Annotated in this window: 13 protein-coding genes, 1 pseudogene and 1 riboswitch; of the genes and pseudogenes, 11 read left to right on the top strand and 3 right to left on the bottom strand. The window is 71.5% G+C overall.

Features of this window, described 5'->3' with window-relative positions:
- Window positions 1-43: 43 nt before the first annotated feature.
- Both WA640_RS06415 and WA640_RS06420 read left to right on the top strand, forming a co-directional pair.
- Window positions 44-1504 (top strand): cytochrome ubiquinol oxidase subunit I, encoded by a 1461-nt coding sequence (locus WA640_RS06415; RefSeq protein WP_335986734.1) that lies wholly within the window; start codon window positions 44-46, stop codon window positions 1502-1504.
- A complete protein-coding gene (locus tag WA640_RS06420) occupies window positions 1504-2553 on the top strand; it encodes a cytochrome d ubiquinol oxidase subunit II (RefSeq protein ID WP_442904706.1) in 1050 nt (349 codons plus the stop codon). Before WA640_RS06415 ends, WA640_RS06420 begins: the two co-directional genes overlap by 1 nt.
- Before the next feature lie 115 nt (window positions 2554-2668).
- Here WA640_RS06420 and WA640_RS06425 read toward each other — a convergent pair whose 3' ends face one another.
- Together WA640_RS06425 and WA640_RS06430 are read right to left on the bottom strand one after the other, a co-directional pair.
- Window positions 2669-3694 (bottom strand): proprotein convertase P-domain-containing protein, encoded by a 1026-nt coding sequence (locus WA640_RS06425; protein WP_335986736.1) that lies wholly within the window; start codon window positions 3692-3694, stop codon window positions 2669-2671.
- A gap of 196 nt (window positions 3695-3890) precedes the next feature.
- Window positions 3891-4856, bottom strand: coding sequence for a hypothetical protein (locus WA640_RS06430; RefSeq protein ID WP_335986737.1), 966 nt, complete (start codon window positions 4854-4856; stop codon window positions 3891-3893).
- A 162-nt stretch (window positions 4857-5018) separates the two neighbouring features.
- Here WA640_RS06430 and WA640_RS06435 point away from each other — a divergent pair, with 162 nt between their 5' ends.
- Window positions 5019-5636, top strand: a complete 618-nt coding sequence (locus tag WA640_RS06435; RefSeq protein ID WP_335986738.1) for a class I SAM-dependent methyltransferase — start codon at window positions 5019-5021, stop codon at window positions 5634-5636.
- Between the two features lie 150 nt (window positions 5637-5786).
- Here the strand turns inward: WA640_RS06435 and WA640_RS06440 are convergent, their stop codons facing one another.
- The gene (locus WA640_RS06440) at window positions 5787-7886 is read right to left on the bottom strand and encodes an RICIN domain-containing protein (protein WP_335986739.1); all 2100 of its coding nucleotides are present in this window, start codon (window positions 7884-7886) and stop codon (window positions 5787-5789) included.
- Between the two features lie 221 nt (window positions 7887-8107).
- A riboswitch (TPP riboswitch) is annotated at window positions 8108-8214 on the top strand.
- Between WA640_RS06440 and thiE the strand changes: the two are divergent.
- The 8 genes and pseudogenes from thiE to rpsI all read left to right on the top strand — a co-directional run.
- A pseudogene (gene thiE / locus WA640_RS06445) lies at window positions 8207-8872 on the top strand (thiamine phosphate synthase); the annotation flags it as partial. Its footprint overlaps the riboswitch before it by 8 nt.
- 209 nt (window positions 8873-9081) lie before the next feature.
- Entirely contained in the window at window positions 9082-10401 is a 1320-nt protein-coding gene (thiO, locus tag WA640_RS06450) for a glycine oxidase ThiO (protein WP_335986741.1), read from the top strand.
- The gene (thiS, locus tag WA640_RS06455; RefSeq protein ID WP_106364981.1) at window positions 10398-10589 is read left to right on the top strand and encodes a sulfur carrier protein ThiS; all 192 of its coding nucleotides are present in this window, start codon (window positions 10398-10400) and stop codon (window positions 10587-10589) included. Before thiO ends, thiS begins: the two co-directional genes overlap by 4 nt.
- A gap of 2 nt (window positions 10590-10591) precedes the next feature.
- A complete protein-coding gene (locus WA640_RS06460; protein ID WP_335986742.1) occupies window positions 10592-11383 on the top strand; it encodes a thiazole synthase in 792 nt (263 codons plus the stop codon).
- Complete coding sequence (gene thiD / locus WA640_RS06465) at window positions 11380-12204, top strand: bifunctional hydroxymethylpyrimidine kinase/phosphomethylpyrimidine kinase (RefSeq protein WP_335986743.1); 825 nt, start codon at window positions 11380-11382, stop codon at window positions 12202-12204. Before WA640_RS06460 ends, thiD begins: the two co-directional genes overlap by 4 nt.
- A gap of 139 nt (window positions 12205-12343) precedes the next feature.
- Window positions 12344-13927 carry a phosphomethylpyrimidine synthase ThiC gene (gene thiC / locus WA640_RS06470; protein WP_335986744.1) on the top strand — a complete coding sequence of 528 codons (1584 nt, stop codon included), beginning with the start codon at window positions 12344-12346 and terminating at the stop codon, window positions 13925-13927.
- Window positions 13928-14156: 229 nt separating this feature from the next.
- Window positions 14157-14600: a 50S ribosomal protein L13 gene (gene rplM / locus WA640_RS06475; protein WP_106364978.1), complete on the top strand. Its 444-nt coding sequence runs from the start codon at window positions 14157-14159 to the stop codon at window positions 14598-14600.
- 20 nt (window positions 14601-14620) lie between these two features.
- On the top strand, window positions 14621-15187 hold the full coding sequence (gene rpsI / locus WA640_RS06480) for a 30S ribosomal protein S9 (protein WP_106364977.1): 567 nt from the start codon (window positions 14621-14623) through the stop codon (window positions 15185-15187).
- Window positions 15188-15304 lie beyond the last annotated feature (117 nt).

The following is a 15304-nucleotide window of genomic DNA, read 5'->3' on the forward strand; positions in this document are numbered from 1 at the left end:
ACAAGAACGTGGATCCGGACGTTCCGGCACCTATCTTCAAGGCATGGACGCAACCCAGCTCCTCGCCCAGGCCGCCGAAGCGGCGGCCGACCCCGCGGGCCTCATGCCCGCCCGGCAGCAGATGGCGCTGTCGCTCGGATGGCACATCATCCTCGCGTGCTTCGGCGTCGCCTTCCCCGCGATCATCTTCGCGATGCACCTGCGCGGCATCAGGAAGAAGGACCCGGTCGCCCTCGGACTCGCGAAGCGGTGGGGCAAGGCCTCCGCGGTGCTCTTCGCGATCGGCGCGGTCTCCGGGACCGTCCTCAGCTTCGAGATGGGCATGCTCTGGCCCGGCCTCATGGGCACCTACGGCGACGTGCTCGGCCTCCCGTTCGCGTTCGAGGGCCTCGCGTTCTTCCTCGAAGCGATCTTCCTCGGCATCTACCTGTACGGCTGGGGGCGGATGCCGCAGAAGCTGCACCTGCTCATGGTGGTGCCCATGGCGATCACCGGCGTCATCGGCACGTACTGCGTGCTCGCCGTGAACGCCTGGATGAACGTCCCGGTCGGCTTCGACGTCATCGACGGCGAGGTCACCAACATCGAGCCGTGGGCGGTGCTGTTCAACCAGCACGCGTTCATGCAGTTCGCGCACATGTGGGTCGCCGCCTACATGGTCGCCGGGTTCTCCATCGCCGCCGTCTACGCCGCGGGGATGCTCAAGGGCCGCCGCGACCGCCACCACCGGCTCGGGTTCATGGTGCCGTTCGCGTTCGCGACGATCGCCGCGCTCGCGCAGCCGTTCGTGGGCCACTTCCTCGGCGAGGGCCTCGACGAGCGCCAGCCCTCGAAGCTCGCCGCGTTCGAGCTCGCGCAGGAGACCGACGAAGGCGCCTCGCCGCTGCGCCTCGGCGGCGTCATCATCGACGGGGAGATCAAGGGCGCCATCGAGATCCCCTACCTCGGGTCGATCATCTCGATGGGCTCGCTCGACCCCGTGCCCGGCCTCGACCAGATCCCCGACGAGGACGAGCCGCCCGTCAACTTCACCCACCTCGCGTTCCAGGCCATGATCGGCCTCGGGCTGCTGCTCATGGCCGCCGTCGCTCTCTACTGGTTCCTCAGATGGCGCAGGCGGGACCTGCTCGACAACAAGTGGTTCCTGCGGTTCATGGCCGTCACGGGCGTCCTCGCGGTGCTCGCGATGGAGGCCGGGTGGATCGCCACCGAGGTCGGGCGGCAGCCGTGGATCGTCTACGGCGTCATGCGGACCACCGAGGCCGCGGGCGACCACGCGGGCGGATTGTGGGGGATCTACGGCGGCTCGGTCGTCCTCTACGGCGCCATGTCGGTCGGCGCGATCGTCGTGCTCCGGTCGATGGCCCGGCGCTGGCGCAAGGGCGCCGCGGACCTGCCGAGCCCGTACGGGCCGCAGTCGCCGCTGGCGCGGGCCGACGGGCCCGACGAGGTCCGCGACTGCACGGATGAGAAAGGCGCAGACGAGAAGGAGGACGCCCGATGATGACCCTCGAATTCGCCGTCGCCGCAGCGCTGTTCGCCGGGGTCCTGTGCTACGCCGTGTTCGGCGGGGCCGACTTCGGGTCCGGGTTCCACGACCTGACCGCGGGCGGCAGCCGCCGGGGCGCCGAGGTGCGCACCCTCATCGACCAGAGCATCGGGCCGGTGTGGGAGGCCAACCACGTGTGGCTCATCTACGTGCTGGTGATGTGGTGGACCGGGTTCCCCGAGTCGTTCGCCGCGGCCATGACGACCCTGTACGTGCCGCTGCTGCTGGCGCTGGTCGGGATCGTGCTGCGGGGCGCGAGCTTCGCGTTCCGCAAGTACAGCGAGACGCTCGCGCAGGCGCGGCTGTTCGGGGTCGTGTTCGCGACCTCCTCGGTGCTCGCGCCGTTCTTCCTCGGCACGATCGCCGGGTCGCTCGCGTCGGGGCGGGTCCCCGCGGGCGGGTACGGGGACGCGTGGTCGTCGTGGATCGCGCCGACGCCGCTGCTGACGGGCGCGATCTCGGTGGGCACGTGCGCGTTCCTGGCCGGGTCGTTCCTCACCGCCGACGCGGCCCGGCGCGGCCGGCGGGCGCTGGCGGAGCGGATGCGGCGCCGGTCCATCGTGGTCGGCGCGGCGACGGGCCTGATCGTCTTCGCGGGGCTCATCCCGATCGAGCACGACGCGCCGACGCTGTGGGAGGGCCTGATCGGCCGCGCCGCGCCGGTGATCGCGCTGTCCGCGCTCGGCGGGGCTGCGACGCTGGTCCTGTTGTGGCGCAGGCGGTTCGGGCTGGCGCGGGTGACGGCGGTGGTCGCGGTGGCGGCCGTGATGGCGGGCTGGGGGATCGGCCAGTACCCGTGGGTCCTGGTCGACCAGGTGACCATCGCGGAGGCGGCGGGCGCGCGGGCGACCTTGCAGGGGCTGCTGGTGGCCGTGGGCCTGGCGGGCGTGATCGTCGGCCCGGCCCTGGGTTATCTGCTGTACCTGACGCAGACGCCGCAGTGGAGCGACCAGGGTGCGGAGGGTTCCGAGCGCGTCCACTGGAGCGCCCGGATGAGCGACTGAACGCCAGTACTTGACTACATAGGACATACTTGGTTCCGCGGTGGATACAGTGGAGGGCCGGGCGCGCGATGCGCCCGGCCCTCCGCGCGAGCCCTGGGGGACCGCGGGGGAGTGCTTAGATGCTCAGCGACCAGCTGTTGAACGTGCCGGTCGAGCCGCCGCTGTAGGTGTCGGTCACCAGCAGCGTCCAGGTGCCGGACCTCGCCTCGCTGGAGAGGTTGAGGCTGTAGGTGCGGCTGCCGAAGTTGCCGGTGCTCGAACTCGACGCCTGGACCGTGCGCACGGTCCCGTCGGGGGCCTGGAGCTGGACCTGGATGTCGCCGTAGTACGGGTGCGTGATGCTCACCGTGACCGAGCTGGCGGTCGAGGCGGAGCCGGTGCAGCTCAAGGAGATCGCGCGGGTGATCGTGCCGCCCTCGGTGATCGTCCCGGCGGTGGTGTTCGAGCCGGTGCACCCCGTGGGGGTGCCGCCGGAGGAGCCGCAGTAGTTCGTCAGGTGCGACTGGATGGCGGTCTTCTCCGCGGAGTCGATCGTCAGGTCGTACAGGTACTTGACGTGGGTCCAGGCCTTGACGTAGTCGCAGCGCACGGAGCTGTTGGAGGGCATCCACTCCGCGGGGTCGTAGTCGCTCTTCGAGGAGTTCGCGGAGGTCGTGGCGATCCACAGCTGCGGGGAGTTGATGTCGTTGGCGAACGCCTGGCGCTCGGCGGTGGTCCAGGCCCACGCGCCCGACGCCCACGCCTCGGAGAGCGCGACGACGTGGTCGATGGTGGCGTTGGAGACCGAGGTGGTCCAGGTGTTGTCGAAGTCGGACTGCCAGTTGCCGGAGGTCGGCTGGCAGCCGTCGGAGGTGACGACGTTCTGGCCGTCGCGCTTGAGGATGTACTGGCGGGCGGTGCAGCTGCCGGTGCCGCTCACGGACTTCCAGTGCGGGAACAGGTCCCGGTCGTAGGTCGAGCCGTGGGACTCGGCGGCGACGGTGAGCGCGTTCAGCTCGGACTGCGCGGTCGCGGTGGAGGGGATGCCCGGCGGGCGCACGGCCTCGGCGGGGGCGGCGTCGACCGCGAGGAGGCCGAGCAGCGCCAGCGCGGCGGCGGCGAGCGCGGCCGTGACGCGGCGGGTGAGGGTCCAGGATGACATTCGGGGCTCCTGAGGCGATGGGGGAAGGTGATGGGGAACCGGTTGCGGGGCAGGCTGACGGGGGATCCGGTGCATCGGCCTCCCTCGATGTAAACATGGGATCATGGGCTCAGGCAAGGGTTTCGGGCGAATGTTCACGAGCCGGACATGACGGCGCCGCCCGGCCGACGGCCGGGCGGCGCTGGAGTTCCCGTCCCTACTGGACGTCGCGGCGGGGGCTGAGCCGGTCCACGAACCAGATGTCGAGGACATCGCCGACGACGGTGCGGACCGCGTCGTTCGCCTCGGTGAGCGCCTCGCCGTCGGTGCGGCCGATGACGACGAACATCAGGTAGTGCCCGTACGTGTTGTAGCCCAGCTGGGTGTCGGCGCGGCCGAGTTCGGCGGCGTCGCCGTCGGTGCGCAGCACGGCGAATCCGCCGTCGAGGTCGCTCGCGATCGCGGCCCGGATCGCCTCGGCCTCTTCGGCGGTGGCGAGGTTGAGGACGCCTGCGGTGGCGGCGTACTCGCCGTCGGGGTTCACGATCGTGGCGCGCGCGGCCTGCGTGCAGTCGGCGTCGGCGAGGAGGTCGGCGAGTTCGTCGAGCGCGGCCTCGGCGCAGTCGGTGAGCTCTTCGGTCTGGAGGACCTCGTAGGTCCCGGCGGCCCCCGCGGGCGCGAGCGGGCCGGTGCCGAACAGCTCCTCGGCGGTGAACGGCGCGGCGTCGGTCTCGCGGCTCGCGATCGGGTCGACGACCTCGGGCGCGCCCGACGCGTCATCCACTGAGGACTCCTGGTCGGCGACGCCCCCGTTCGGCGCCTCCGGGTCCTGCTCGCCCTCGCGGAGCACGATGAACGCGCCCGCCGTGCACGCCGCCGCGACCGCCAGGCCGCTCACGACCGCGAGCGCGACCAGCCACCACTTCGTGCGGCGCCGCGCCCGCTGGGCGGCGCGGCGCAGGGGGCGCGAGGCCTGGATGCTCTCCAGGTGCGCCTCCATCTCCTCCTCCGGCGAGCGCGTCGCGTCCAGTGCGAGCTGCGCGCGCTCCTCCTCGCTGAGACGGACGGTCGGCGCGTTCATCCGCGCGCGCTCGTCGTACTCGTCCCAGTCGAATCCCGGTTCGTGCTGGTTCCCTTGCCCCGCCTGCTGCGGGACCCCGAAGGGGGACGGGCCGTGTGCCATGCTGGCAGCTTAGCCCCGCACCGGGGCGAAACGGTGAATCGTTCCCCCTGGAGATGGACGGCGCGAGCCCCGTTCACCTCAGCGGGCGACACCTGTGACCCGCGGTCCCCCGCCCGCAGGTCCCGGCCCCTCGCCCCGGCCCGGCGAGCGACAATGGTCGGCATGTCCAATGGCCCAGCCGACCAGCCCGAGCACTACTTCAGCGAGCAGCCCGCCGTCGACGACCGCGAGCGCACCATCGCGTTCGACCTCGACGGCGTCGAATACGAGCTGACCACCTCCACCGGCGTCTTCTCCGGCAGCCGCCTCGACCCCGGCACGAGCGTGCTCCTGCACAAGGTCGTCCTGCCCGACACCGCCGGCGTCTTCCTCGACCTCGGCTGCGGCTACGGGCCCATCACCAAGGTCCTCGCCCAGCGCGACGACGCCGAAGTCTGGGCCGTCGACGTCAACCGCCGCGCCCTCGACCTCACCCGCCGCAACACCGAGCGGGCCCCGGGCACGGTGCACGTCGCGGTCCCCGAGGAGGTCCCGGAGGACCTGCGCTTCGACGAGATCTGGTCCAACCCGCCCATCAAGGTCGGCAAGGAGGCCCTCCACGACCTCCTCGACACCTGGCTCCCGCGCCTCAAGGACGGCGGCGTCGCCTGGCTCGTCGTCTCCAAGCACCTCGGTGCGGACTCGCTCGCGCGCTGGCTGGCCGAGCGCGGCTGGACCGTCGACAAGCACGCGAGCGCGAAGGGCTACCGGGTGCTGAGGGTCGACCGGTCCGGGTCGTAACGGCAGAGGTGCCTTTGCTTGCAAAGCAAAGACACCTCCGCCACGAGAACACCTTTGCTTTGCAAGCAAAGACGCCCCCATTTGACAAACGCCTTTGCTTTGAAAGCAAAGGAAACGGCGAGGCGCCGGAGGCGCCCCGCCGTCACTGCGTTACTGGATGCCCTCCTTGATCAGCCGCCACTGCTGGCAGGCGGCGCCGTTGGCGGTGTACTGCTGCGCCACAGCGCCGTCCGCCGTCGAGCAGCCGTCGATTTCGAGGAGCTTGCCGCTGTTGGCGTTCGCGAACTTCCAGTAGCCGCCGCTGGTCGCGGCCGTCCACGACTGGGTCGAGCTGCCGGTCGGGCCCCACTGGACGGCGTCGACGCCGTCGGCGGTCTGCGCCGAGGGGATCTCCAGGAGCTTGCCGCTGTTGCGGTTGGTGAACTGGACCGTGGAGCCGCCGGAGACGGTCCACCGCTGGGTCGCGTGGTTGGTGTCGCCCCACTGGCCGACGGCCGCGCCGTCGGTGGTCAGGGCGCTGATCACTTCGAGGTACTTGCCGCTGTTGCGGTTCTGGACCTGGAAGACCGGGTCGAGCGCGGTGCTGCGGTACAGGTGGATCACGTCGAGCTCGGCGAAGTTGGTGGCCTTGGTGAACCGGATCGTGTTGTTCCCGGCGTTGAGCGTCACCGACTTCTGGGCCCAGCCGAACCGGCCCCAGTCCACGGTCACCGGATAGCTGATCGACGAGGCGGTGCCGCCGTTGACGCTGACCGAGTGGGTGGCGGCCGAGCCGTAGCCGTTGTCGTAGCGCACGTTCATCGTGTAAGTGCCCGCGGCGGGGACGTTCACGGTGAACTCGACGTAGTCGCCGGTGTCGTTGATGTTGCCGATCTTCGAGCCGTTCGACGCCTGCACGTGGGTGACCGTGGAGACGCTGTTGAGCGTCGCGTTCTCGGCCTCGTACTGCTGGGCGTCGAGCGGGATCGAGCCGACGCGGATGTCGTTCAGGTCCGTGGTCGTGTTCTCGACGTTCACGGCCTGGTAGAGGGTGCGGCCGTCGGCGCTGTAGTCGATGCCCTGGGCGAAGCCGGAGAAGTTCCCGCCCTGGGTGTCGGTGGCGTCGTAAGTGACCGCCATCGGCAGGCGCTCCCACGGGCCCTCGCCGAGGTTGTAGTTGACGTAGAAGTTCTGGCCGCCGTCGATGTTGCCGCTCGCGTCGAGCGACCACTTCGAGGCCACCACGACCATCCCCTTCGGACCGCCGCTCGGCACCCACTTGACGTACGGGGAGGAGCCGATGCCGCGGCCGTTCGCGAGCTGGATCGGTGAGCCGATGCTGGTGGTGGTGCCCCAGTTCAGGCCGTCTGCGGAGATCTTGTAGTAGACCGGCGCGGTGTTGTTGGACTGGCTGGGGCGGTTGACGACCTCGAAGGTCGCCATGTAGCGGCCGTCGGGCAGCTCGGTGACGGTGATCATGCCGGGGCGGTCGCTCTGGTTGGTCGGGGCCGAGACGTTGACGAGGGAGCCCCAGGTCTGGCCGCCGTCGGTGGAGCGGCGGTAGGAGACCGCCTGGAGGACGCCGTTCGCCTTCTGGCGCTCGTCGGAGAAGTACGCGACCAGGCCGCCGCTGCCGTCGATCGCGAGCGAGGGCTCCCACACCGTGGTGGTCGTGGACGACGGGGACGGGTCGTAGACCGCGGGGCCGCCGGTGTCGATGGTGGACAGGTAGCTCCAGCTCGTGCCCTGGTTGGTGCTCTTGTAGACGACCAGGCGGCTGGAGGAGCGGTCCTCGGGCATGATCATGCCCGCCAGGAGGATCGTGCCCGCCGTCAGGTTCCCGGTGGTCTCGGTGACCTCGAACAGGAACGGCTGCGCGGTGCGGGTGAGCGCCGGGAACTGGTCGCTCGGGTTGACGTCGGTGACGTGGGTCCAGCTGGCGCCGTCGTTGGTGCTGCGGTAGATCGGGTAGACCTGGTCGCCGTTCTGGAGGACCAGCTGGTCGTACGTGACCAGTTGCGTGCCATTGGAACTGCCGCTGTTCTTGAGCACGATGATCTTGGCGTAGGTGGTGCCCGCGGGGGTGCCGCCCTCGGGGTTGAACGAGCTGCCGGCCGCGGGCGAGTACACCAGCGCGCCGTTCCCGGTGGTGACGGCCGCCGCGGGAGCGGGCCACCCGATGACCGCTGCCATGGCGGCGGCGAGGAGGAGGACCGCCGCGAGGAGGAGGGCGCCTCCTCGCCGGAGGTCGAGGGATTGGGCTTGTCGCATGAGGAGCTCCCGTTCTTTACAACGTTGTAGTTTGGGTGCGGGTCATCGTAAGACCCGATGGGACTGGAGGTCAAGTCCCAGGTCACGGATGCAAAACCGGCCTCAAACGGGCCGCGGAGGGCAATGGCGACAGCCCCGCGGATCCGCGATGCGCCGTGTCCGCTTGCTGACACACCGGTTGCGAAAACCGCTCGCGATGGCGTAGCGTGACCGCCGAACAACGAAACCCGCGGGAGTCCGATGCATCGGGCTGAGAGGGGACTCGGTAGTCCCGACCGTCGAACCTGATCCAGGTCATGCTGGCGCAGGGAGAAGGAGCCATGCGAGCGATTCGTCTTCCCCGACTTCACGTCATCACCGACACCCGCGCCGCCGTCGCGCCGACGGCCGCCGAGGCCGCCTCCTCGGGAGCGGCTGCGCGCCGGCGCGACCCGCTCCGCGTCGCCGCCGCCGCGCTGGCGGCCGGGGCGCGGCTGATCCAGGTCCGGCCCGAGGACCACTACACCGACCGGGCCGCCTTCGACCTCGCCGCCGCCGTCGCGGCCCTGTGCGACGCGCACGGGGCGGTGTGCCTGGTCAACGACCGCGTCCACATCGCGCAGGCCGTCGGCGCCGACGGCGTCCACCTCGGCGCCGAGGACCTCCCGCTCGACGCCGCCCGGCGGCTCCTGCCCGCGGCGATCATCGGCGGCACCTGCCGCGACCCCGAGTCGGCGCGCGCCGCGCGGCGCGCCGGGGCCGACTACCTCGGGGTCGGGCCCGTCTGGGGCACGACTACGAAAGCTGGTCTGCCGCAACCGATCGGCCTCACCGGCCTCGCGGCGGTCTGCGCCGCGGTGGACCTGCCGGTGATTGCGATCGGCGGCATCACCGCGGAGCGCGCGGCCCTGTGCCGCGAGGCCGGGGCGCACGGCGTCGCGGTGGTCGGCGCGGTCGCCGCCGCGGCCGATCCCGCCGCGGCTACGGCGGAACTCCTTGCGGCCGTGGGCGAGACGCCTGACGCGGCGCGGGCGGCGGGACCGGCCTCGACCGATGATGCCGCGCACCGTCGGATCACGACGCAAACCGGGGGCGACGCTCCGCGTCGAGGAGCGGTCGGACCGTCCGCGGCCGAAGGCGCTGCGCGCCATGAGGAGGCGTCGGCATCGATCGCCTCGCGACCAAGCGACTCCCTACGAGGGACGGGCGCGGGCTGATGCGGGTCGCCGTCGTCGGTGGCGGCTCGATCGGGCTCGCCGTCGCGTGGCGGGCGGCGCAGGCCGGTGCGGAGGTCGTCGTGCACGACCCCGAGCCCGGGTCGGGCGCTTCGCGCGTGGCCGCCGGGATGATCGCGCCCGTCACCGAATCCCATTACGGCGAAGCGGCGCTGACGCCGTTCATGGCCGCCTCCGCCGACGCCTGGCCTGCGTTCGCCCGCGAACTCGAAGCGGCCTCCGGCCTGCCGGTCGGATTCTGCGACATCCCCACCGTGGTGGTCGGCGTCGAGGACGGCGACCGCGCCGAGGTCGAGCGCCAGACCGAGTTGTACCGCGAGACCGGGCGCGGTGTCGAAGTCCTTGGGGGACGGGCGATCCGCAGAGCCGAGCCGCTGCTCAGCCACCGGGTCCGGGCCGGGGTGCTCGCGACCGAGGACCGGGCCGTCGACCCGCGGGCCGTGCACGCGGCGCTGCTCGTCGCGGCCGAGCGCGCGGGCGTCAGGTTTGAGGCGGGCGAGGTTGCGGAGGGCGAGGTCGCGGACCTAGGGGCGCTCGACGCCGACCAGGTCGTCATCGCGGCGGGCTGCGGCTCGGCGCGGTTCGGGCTGCCGGTGCGGCCGGTGCGCGGGGTCGTGCTGCGGCTGCGGGCCGCCGCCGGGCAGGCGGTGCCGCGGACCACGGTGCGCGGCTACGTGAAAGGCCAGTCGGTGTACATCGTGACCCGCGAGAACGGCGAGGTCGTGGTGGGCGCGACGAGCGACGAGCGCGGCTTCGACCGCACCACCGGCACCGCCGGGGCGGTCCACGACCTGCTGCGGTGGTCGATCGCGCTCGTGCCCGAGATCGCCGAGTACCACCTCGGCGAAGTGACCGTCGGCTTCCGGCCCGGCACCCCCGACAACCTCCCGATCATCGGCCGCCTCGGCCCGCGCCTCACCGCCGCGACAGGCCACTACCGCAACGGCATCGCCCTCATCCCGGCCACCGCCGACGCGACCGCCGCGATCCTCCGGGGCGAAGCCCCGGCGGCGGTCGCACCATTCGATCCGGCGAGGTTCGGCCCGGCAGCGCCAGGTCCGGCAGCGCCCGGCTCCGGGGACGGACCCGCACCTGCGGCGACCGGATTCGAAGGCAGCCCCGAGCCCCGGCCCGAGCCGAAATCAGCCGCCCCGGACACAAGGGTGCCCCGGGGGTCCGACAGTTCCGGGCTCGGCCGGTTTGCGGGCAGCGCCGAGCCCCGGCGCGCGACGGATTCGAGCGCCCCCGAATCAACAGTGCCCCGCGGGTCCGACAGTTCGAGCGATCGGGAGGAAATGTGAGCGTTGTTGTGAACGGGGAAGCGCGAGAAGGGATCGCGACCGTCGCCGATGCGGTGGCGGCCGTGACCGAGGCGCGGCGGGGGATCGCCGCGGCCGTCAACGGGGAGGTGGTGCCGCGGTCGGAGTGGGACCGGGCCCTCGCCGACGGGGACGCCGTCGAAGTCCTGACCGCCACGCAGGGAGGCTGACCGTGGACACCGTGCTCAGCGAACGCGACACCGCGTTCACCATCGCCGGGCGGACCTTCGGGTCCCGCCTCATCCTCGGCACCGGCGGCGCCGCCAGCCACCGGCAGCTCGCCGAGGCCATCACCGCCTCCGGGACCGAGCTGGTCACCGTGGCGCTCAGGCGCGTCGACCCCGGCGCGACCGGGTCCGTGCTCGACGTCATCGAGCAGTGCGGCGTCGGCGTCCTCCCCAACACCGCGGGCTGCTTCACCGCCGAACAGGCCGTGCGCACCGCGCGGCTCGCCCGCGAGGCGTTCGGCACCGCGTGGGTCAAGCTCGAAGTGATCGGCGACGAGGACACGCTCCTGCCCGACCCCGTCGAACTCCTCGACGCCGCCGAGACCCTGGTGCGCGAAGGGTTCACGGTCCTGCCGTACACCAGCGACGACCCGGTCCTGGCCCGCCGCCTCGAAGACGCCGGGTGCGCCGCCGTCATGCCGCTCGCCGCGCCGATCGGCACCGGCCTCGGCGTCCGCAACCCGCACAACCTGGCGCTCATCTGCGACAGCGCCGCGGTCCCGGTCATCTGCGACGCCGGGATCGGCACCGCCTCCGACGCCGCCCAGGCCATGGAACTCGGCTGCTCGGCGGTCCTCCTCGCCACCGCGGTCACCCGTGCGGCCGACCCGGCGCTCATGGCCGCCGCGATGCGCGACGCCGTCAACGCCGGCCGCGCCGCCCGGCTCGCCGGGCGCATCCCCAAGCGGCACTTGGCGAAAGCGTCCACCGCGTTCGAAGGGATGGCCGACCTGTGAACCGCGTCCACCCCCAGCCGCCCGTCGCCCTCACCATCGCCGGGTCCGACTCCGGTGGCGGCGCCGGAATCCAGGCGGACCTGCACACGTTCGCCGCGCACGGCGTGCACGGCACGAGCGTCCTCACCGCGGTCACCGCCCAGAACACCCGCGGCGTCAGCGCCGCCGAAGCGGTCTCGGCCGGGCTCGTGCGGGCGCAGCTCGACGCGGTCCTCGGCGACTTCCCCGTGGCCGCGGCGAAGACCGGGATGCTCGGCGGCGCCGAGCTGCTGGAGCTGGTGGCCGAGTACGGCGCGGCCGACCGGCTGCCGAACCTCGTGGTCGACCCGGTCATGGTCACCACCACCGGCGACTCCCTGTACGCCGGGGACCCGGCCGTGTACCTCGGCGGCCTCGGGCCGTTCGCGACCGTCCTGACCCCCAACCTCGTCGAGGCGCAGCTGCTCCTCGGGCGCGCCATCGCGTCGGTCGACGACATGCGCGAGGCCGCCCGCGCGCTGGCGACCTACGGGCCGCGGGCCGTGCTCGTCAAAGGCGGGCACCTCGACGGGCGCGAGGCCGCGGTCGACGTGCTGTGGAGCGACGGCCAGATGCTCGACCTCGCCGCCCCGCGCGTCGCCACCCGCAACGACCACGGCACCGGCTGCACCCTCGCCTCCGCGATCGCCGCCCGCCTCGCCCTCGGCCACCCGCTCCCGCAGGCGGTCGCGGGCGCGAAGGTCTACGTCACCGAGGCCCTCAAGGCCGCCGCCGACTGGCACCTGGGCACCGGCCCCGGCCCGGTCCACCACCATCACGGCCGCAAGAGCGCCGCGATATGAGCCGCCCGATGAATCGCTGGCAACGCAAACACCGCCCGGATTCCGAATCGCGGGCCCCCGGGTCCAACCCTGCGCCGCGGGTACGACAGTTCGCGCCGCCCCTGCGCGATCGATTGATCGAGATCACTGAGGAGAGAGCATGAACGGCAGAAGCAAGGTGTACGTCGAGGGAGCGGCGGGTGTGCGGGTTCCGTTCACCGAGGTCGCGTTGAGCGGCGGGGAGCCCGCGGTGCGGTTGTACGACACGTCCGGGCCCGGGTCGGACCCGGAGGTCGGGCTGCCGCGGCTGCGGGCGCACTGGATCGCCGAGCGGGAGGGGGACCGGGACACGATCGAGCACGACGGCGCCCCGCTGCCGTGCCGGACCCAGCTGCACTACGCGAAGCAGGGCGTCGTCACGCCCGAGATGGAGTTCGTCGCGATCCGGGAGGGCCTCGACGCCGAGTTCGTGCGCGCCGAGATCGCGGCCGGGCGGGCGATCCTGCCCGCGAACGTCAACCACGCCGAGACCGAGCCGATGGTCATCGGCAAGCATTTCCTCACCAAGATCAACGCGAACATCGGCACCTCCGCCGTCTCCGACTCCATCGCCGCCGAGGTCGAGAAGCTCACCTGGGCCGTCAAATGGGGCGCCGACACCGTGATGGACCTCTCCACCGGCAAGCACATCCACGAGACCCGCGAGCACATCATGCGCAACTCGCCCGTCCCGATCGGCACCGTGCCGCTCTACCAGGCCCTCGAAAAGGTCAACGGCGACCCCGTCAAGCTCACCTGGGAGGTCTACCGCGACACCATCATCGAGCAGGCCGAGCAGGGCGTCGACTACATGACCGTCCACGCCGGGGTCCTCCTGCGGTACGTGCCCCTCGCCGCCGAGCGGGTCACCGGGATCGTCTCCCGCGGCGGGTCGATCATGGCCGCCTGGTGCCTCGCGCACCACGAGGAGAACTTCCTGTACACGCACTTCCGCGAGCTGTGCGAGATCTTCGCCGAGTACGACATCGCGTTCTCCCTCGGCGACGGCCTGCGCCCCGGGTCCATCGCCGACGCCAACGACGAGGCCCAGTTCGCCGAGCTGCGCACCCTCGGCGAGCTCACCCACATCGCGTGGGAGTACGACGTCCAGGTCATGGTCGAGGGCCCCGGGCACGTCCCCATGCACAAGATCAAGGAGAACGTCGACCTCCAGCAGGAGATCTGCGGCGAGGCCCCCTTCTACACGCTCGGGCCGCTCACCACCGACATCGCGCCCGCCTACGACCACATCACCTCCGCGATCGGCGCCGCCATGATCGGCTGGTTCGGCACCGCGATGCTCTGCTATGTCACCCCGAAGGAGCACCTCGGGCTCCCGAACCGCGACGACGTCAAGGAGGGCGTGATCGCCTACAAGATCGCCGCCCACGCCGCCGACCTCGCCAAAGGCCACCCGCAGGCCCAGGCCTGGGACGACGCCCTCTCCAAGGCCCGCTTCGAGTTCCGCTGGCAGGACCAGTTCAACCTCGCGCTCGACCCCGATCGGGCCCGCGAGTACCACGACGAGACCCTCCCCGCCGAGCCCGCCAAGACCGCGCACTTCTGCTCCATGTGCGGCCCCAAGTTCTGCTCCATGAAGATCAGCCAGGAGCTGAAGGAGTACGCGGCGAAGGGCATGGCCGACAAGAGCGAGGAGTTCGCCGCCGCGGGCGGGCGCGTCTACCTCCCCGTGGTCGACAAGTAGCTCACGCATAGCTGTATCCGAGGTCACGGCGGCCGCCTTCAGGGCGGCCGCCACCACCGCGTAGACTTGGCAGCTGTTGTTCGAGTGCCCACACGCTGGGCGCTGTCCAACGAATCCCGGACGGCCGCGATGCGGCCGGCGCGCGCCGCACGCGGCCGCGGGGATTCAGGCGGTCCCGCCCTCATCTGCGGGATTCGTTCCACACCGACAACGAAAGCTAGGTAACACTGTGCCGACGTACACTCCCAAAGCGGGTGACCTCGACCCGCAGTGGCTCGTGATCGACGCGACCGACGTGGTGTTGGGTCGTCTCGCGACGCACGCAGCCGATCTGCTCCGGGGCAAGCACAAGCCGACGTTCACGCCGAACGCCGACACCGGCGACTACGTCATCGTGGTCAACGCCGACAAGGTCGTGCTGACCCGCAACAAGCTCCAGACCAAGAAGGCCTACCGCCACTCCGGCTTCCCGGGCGGTCTCAAGGAGAAGTCCTACGCCGAGCTGATGGACAAGGCCCCGCACAAGGTGGTCGAGAAGGCCGTCATCGGCATGCTGCCGAAGACCAAGCTCGGCCGCAGCGTGTTCAAGAAGCTGAAGGTCTATGCGGGCCCCGGCCACCCGCACGCCGCCCAGCAGCCGCAGCCGTACGAGATCAAGAAGGTCGCGCAGTAGGCGCGGGCAGGAGCAGACACATGAGTGACGAGATCCAGGCCACCGAGGCCGTCGAGACCGAGGCCGTCGAGGCCCCCGCCGCCGCTGAAGCCCCCGTCGAGACCCCGGAGGCCGTCGAGGCCCCCGTGGACGTCCCCGTCGAGGTGCCCGCCGACGTCGCCGCCGCGCCGTCCGTGCCCAGCATCCCCGTGGTCCCCGTCGACCGCCCCATCCAGACCGTGGGCCGCCGCAAGCGCGCCATCGCCCGCGTCCGCCTGGTCCCGGGCACCGGCAAGTACGTCGTCAACGGCAAGAGCCTCGAAGACTACTTCCCGTCCAAGGTCCACCAGCAGACCGTCGCGGAGCCCTTCGTGACCGTCGAGGCCGGCGACAACTTCGACGTCCTGGTCAACATCCACGGCGGCGGCGCCACCGGCCAGGCCGGCGCCCTGCGCCTCGGCATCGCCCGCGCCCTCGTGGAGATCGACCCGAACACCCGCCCGGCCCTCAAGGCCGCCGGCTTCCTGACCCGCGACGCCCGCGAGAAGGAATCGAAGAAGTACGGCCTCAAGAAGGCCCGCAAGGCGCCGCAGTACTCGAAGCGCTAGCACGCCTTCCCCCTCCCGAGGGGGACGCGCTAGTCTGCACAAGCGACGGGGCTGCCGAGGAGGACATCCTCGGCGGCCCCTTTTTCCATGCCACCAGGCAGGCCGAACCGGCACTGC

Source organism: Glycomyces sp. MUSA5-2, from assembly GCF_037034145.1.
GTDB lineage: Bacteria > Actinomycetota > Actinomycetes > Mycobacteriales > Micromonosporaceae > Glycomyces > Glycomyces artemisiae.

Coding starts and splice junctions, on each gene's coding strand:
- WA640_RS06430 (WP_335986737.1), bottom strand. CDS start 4,856: ATGGCACACGGCCCGTCCCCCTTCGGGGTCCCGCAGCAGGCGGGGCAA.
- thiC (WP_335986744.1), top strand. CDS start 12,344: ATGAACGGCAGAAGCAAGGTGTACGTCGAGGGAGCGGCGGGTGTGCGG.
- rpsI (WP_106364977.1), top strand. CDS start 14,621: ATGAGTGACGAGATCCAGGCCACCGAGGCCGTCGAGACCGAGGCCGTC.
- WA640_RS06440 (WP_335986739.1), bottom strand. CDS start 7,886: ATGCGACAAGCCCAATCCCTCGACCTCCGGCGAGGAGGCGCCCTCCTC.
- WA640_RS06425 (WP_335986736.1), bottom strand. CDS start 3,694: ATGTCATCCTGGACCCTCACCCGCCGCGTCACGGCCGCGCTCGCCGCC.
- WA640_RS06415 (WP_335986734.1), top strand. CDS start 44: ATGGACGCAACCCAGCTCCTCGCCCAGGCCGCCGAAGCGGCGGCCGAC.
- WA640_RS06420 (WP_442904706.1), top strand. CDS start 1,504: ATGACCCTCGAATTCGCCGTCGCCGCAGCGCTGTTCGCCGGGGTCCTG.
- thiO (WP_335986741.1), top strand. CDS start 9,082: ATGCGGGTCGCCGTCGTCGGTGGCGGCTCGATCGGGCTCGCCGTCGCG.
- WA640_RS06435 (WP_335986738.1), top strand. CDS start 5,019: ATGTCCAATGGCCCAGCCGACCAGCCCGAGCACTACTTCAGCGAGCAG.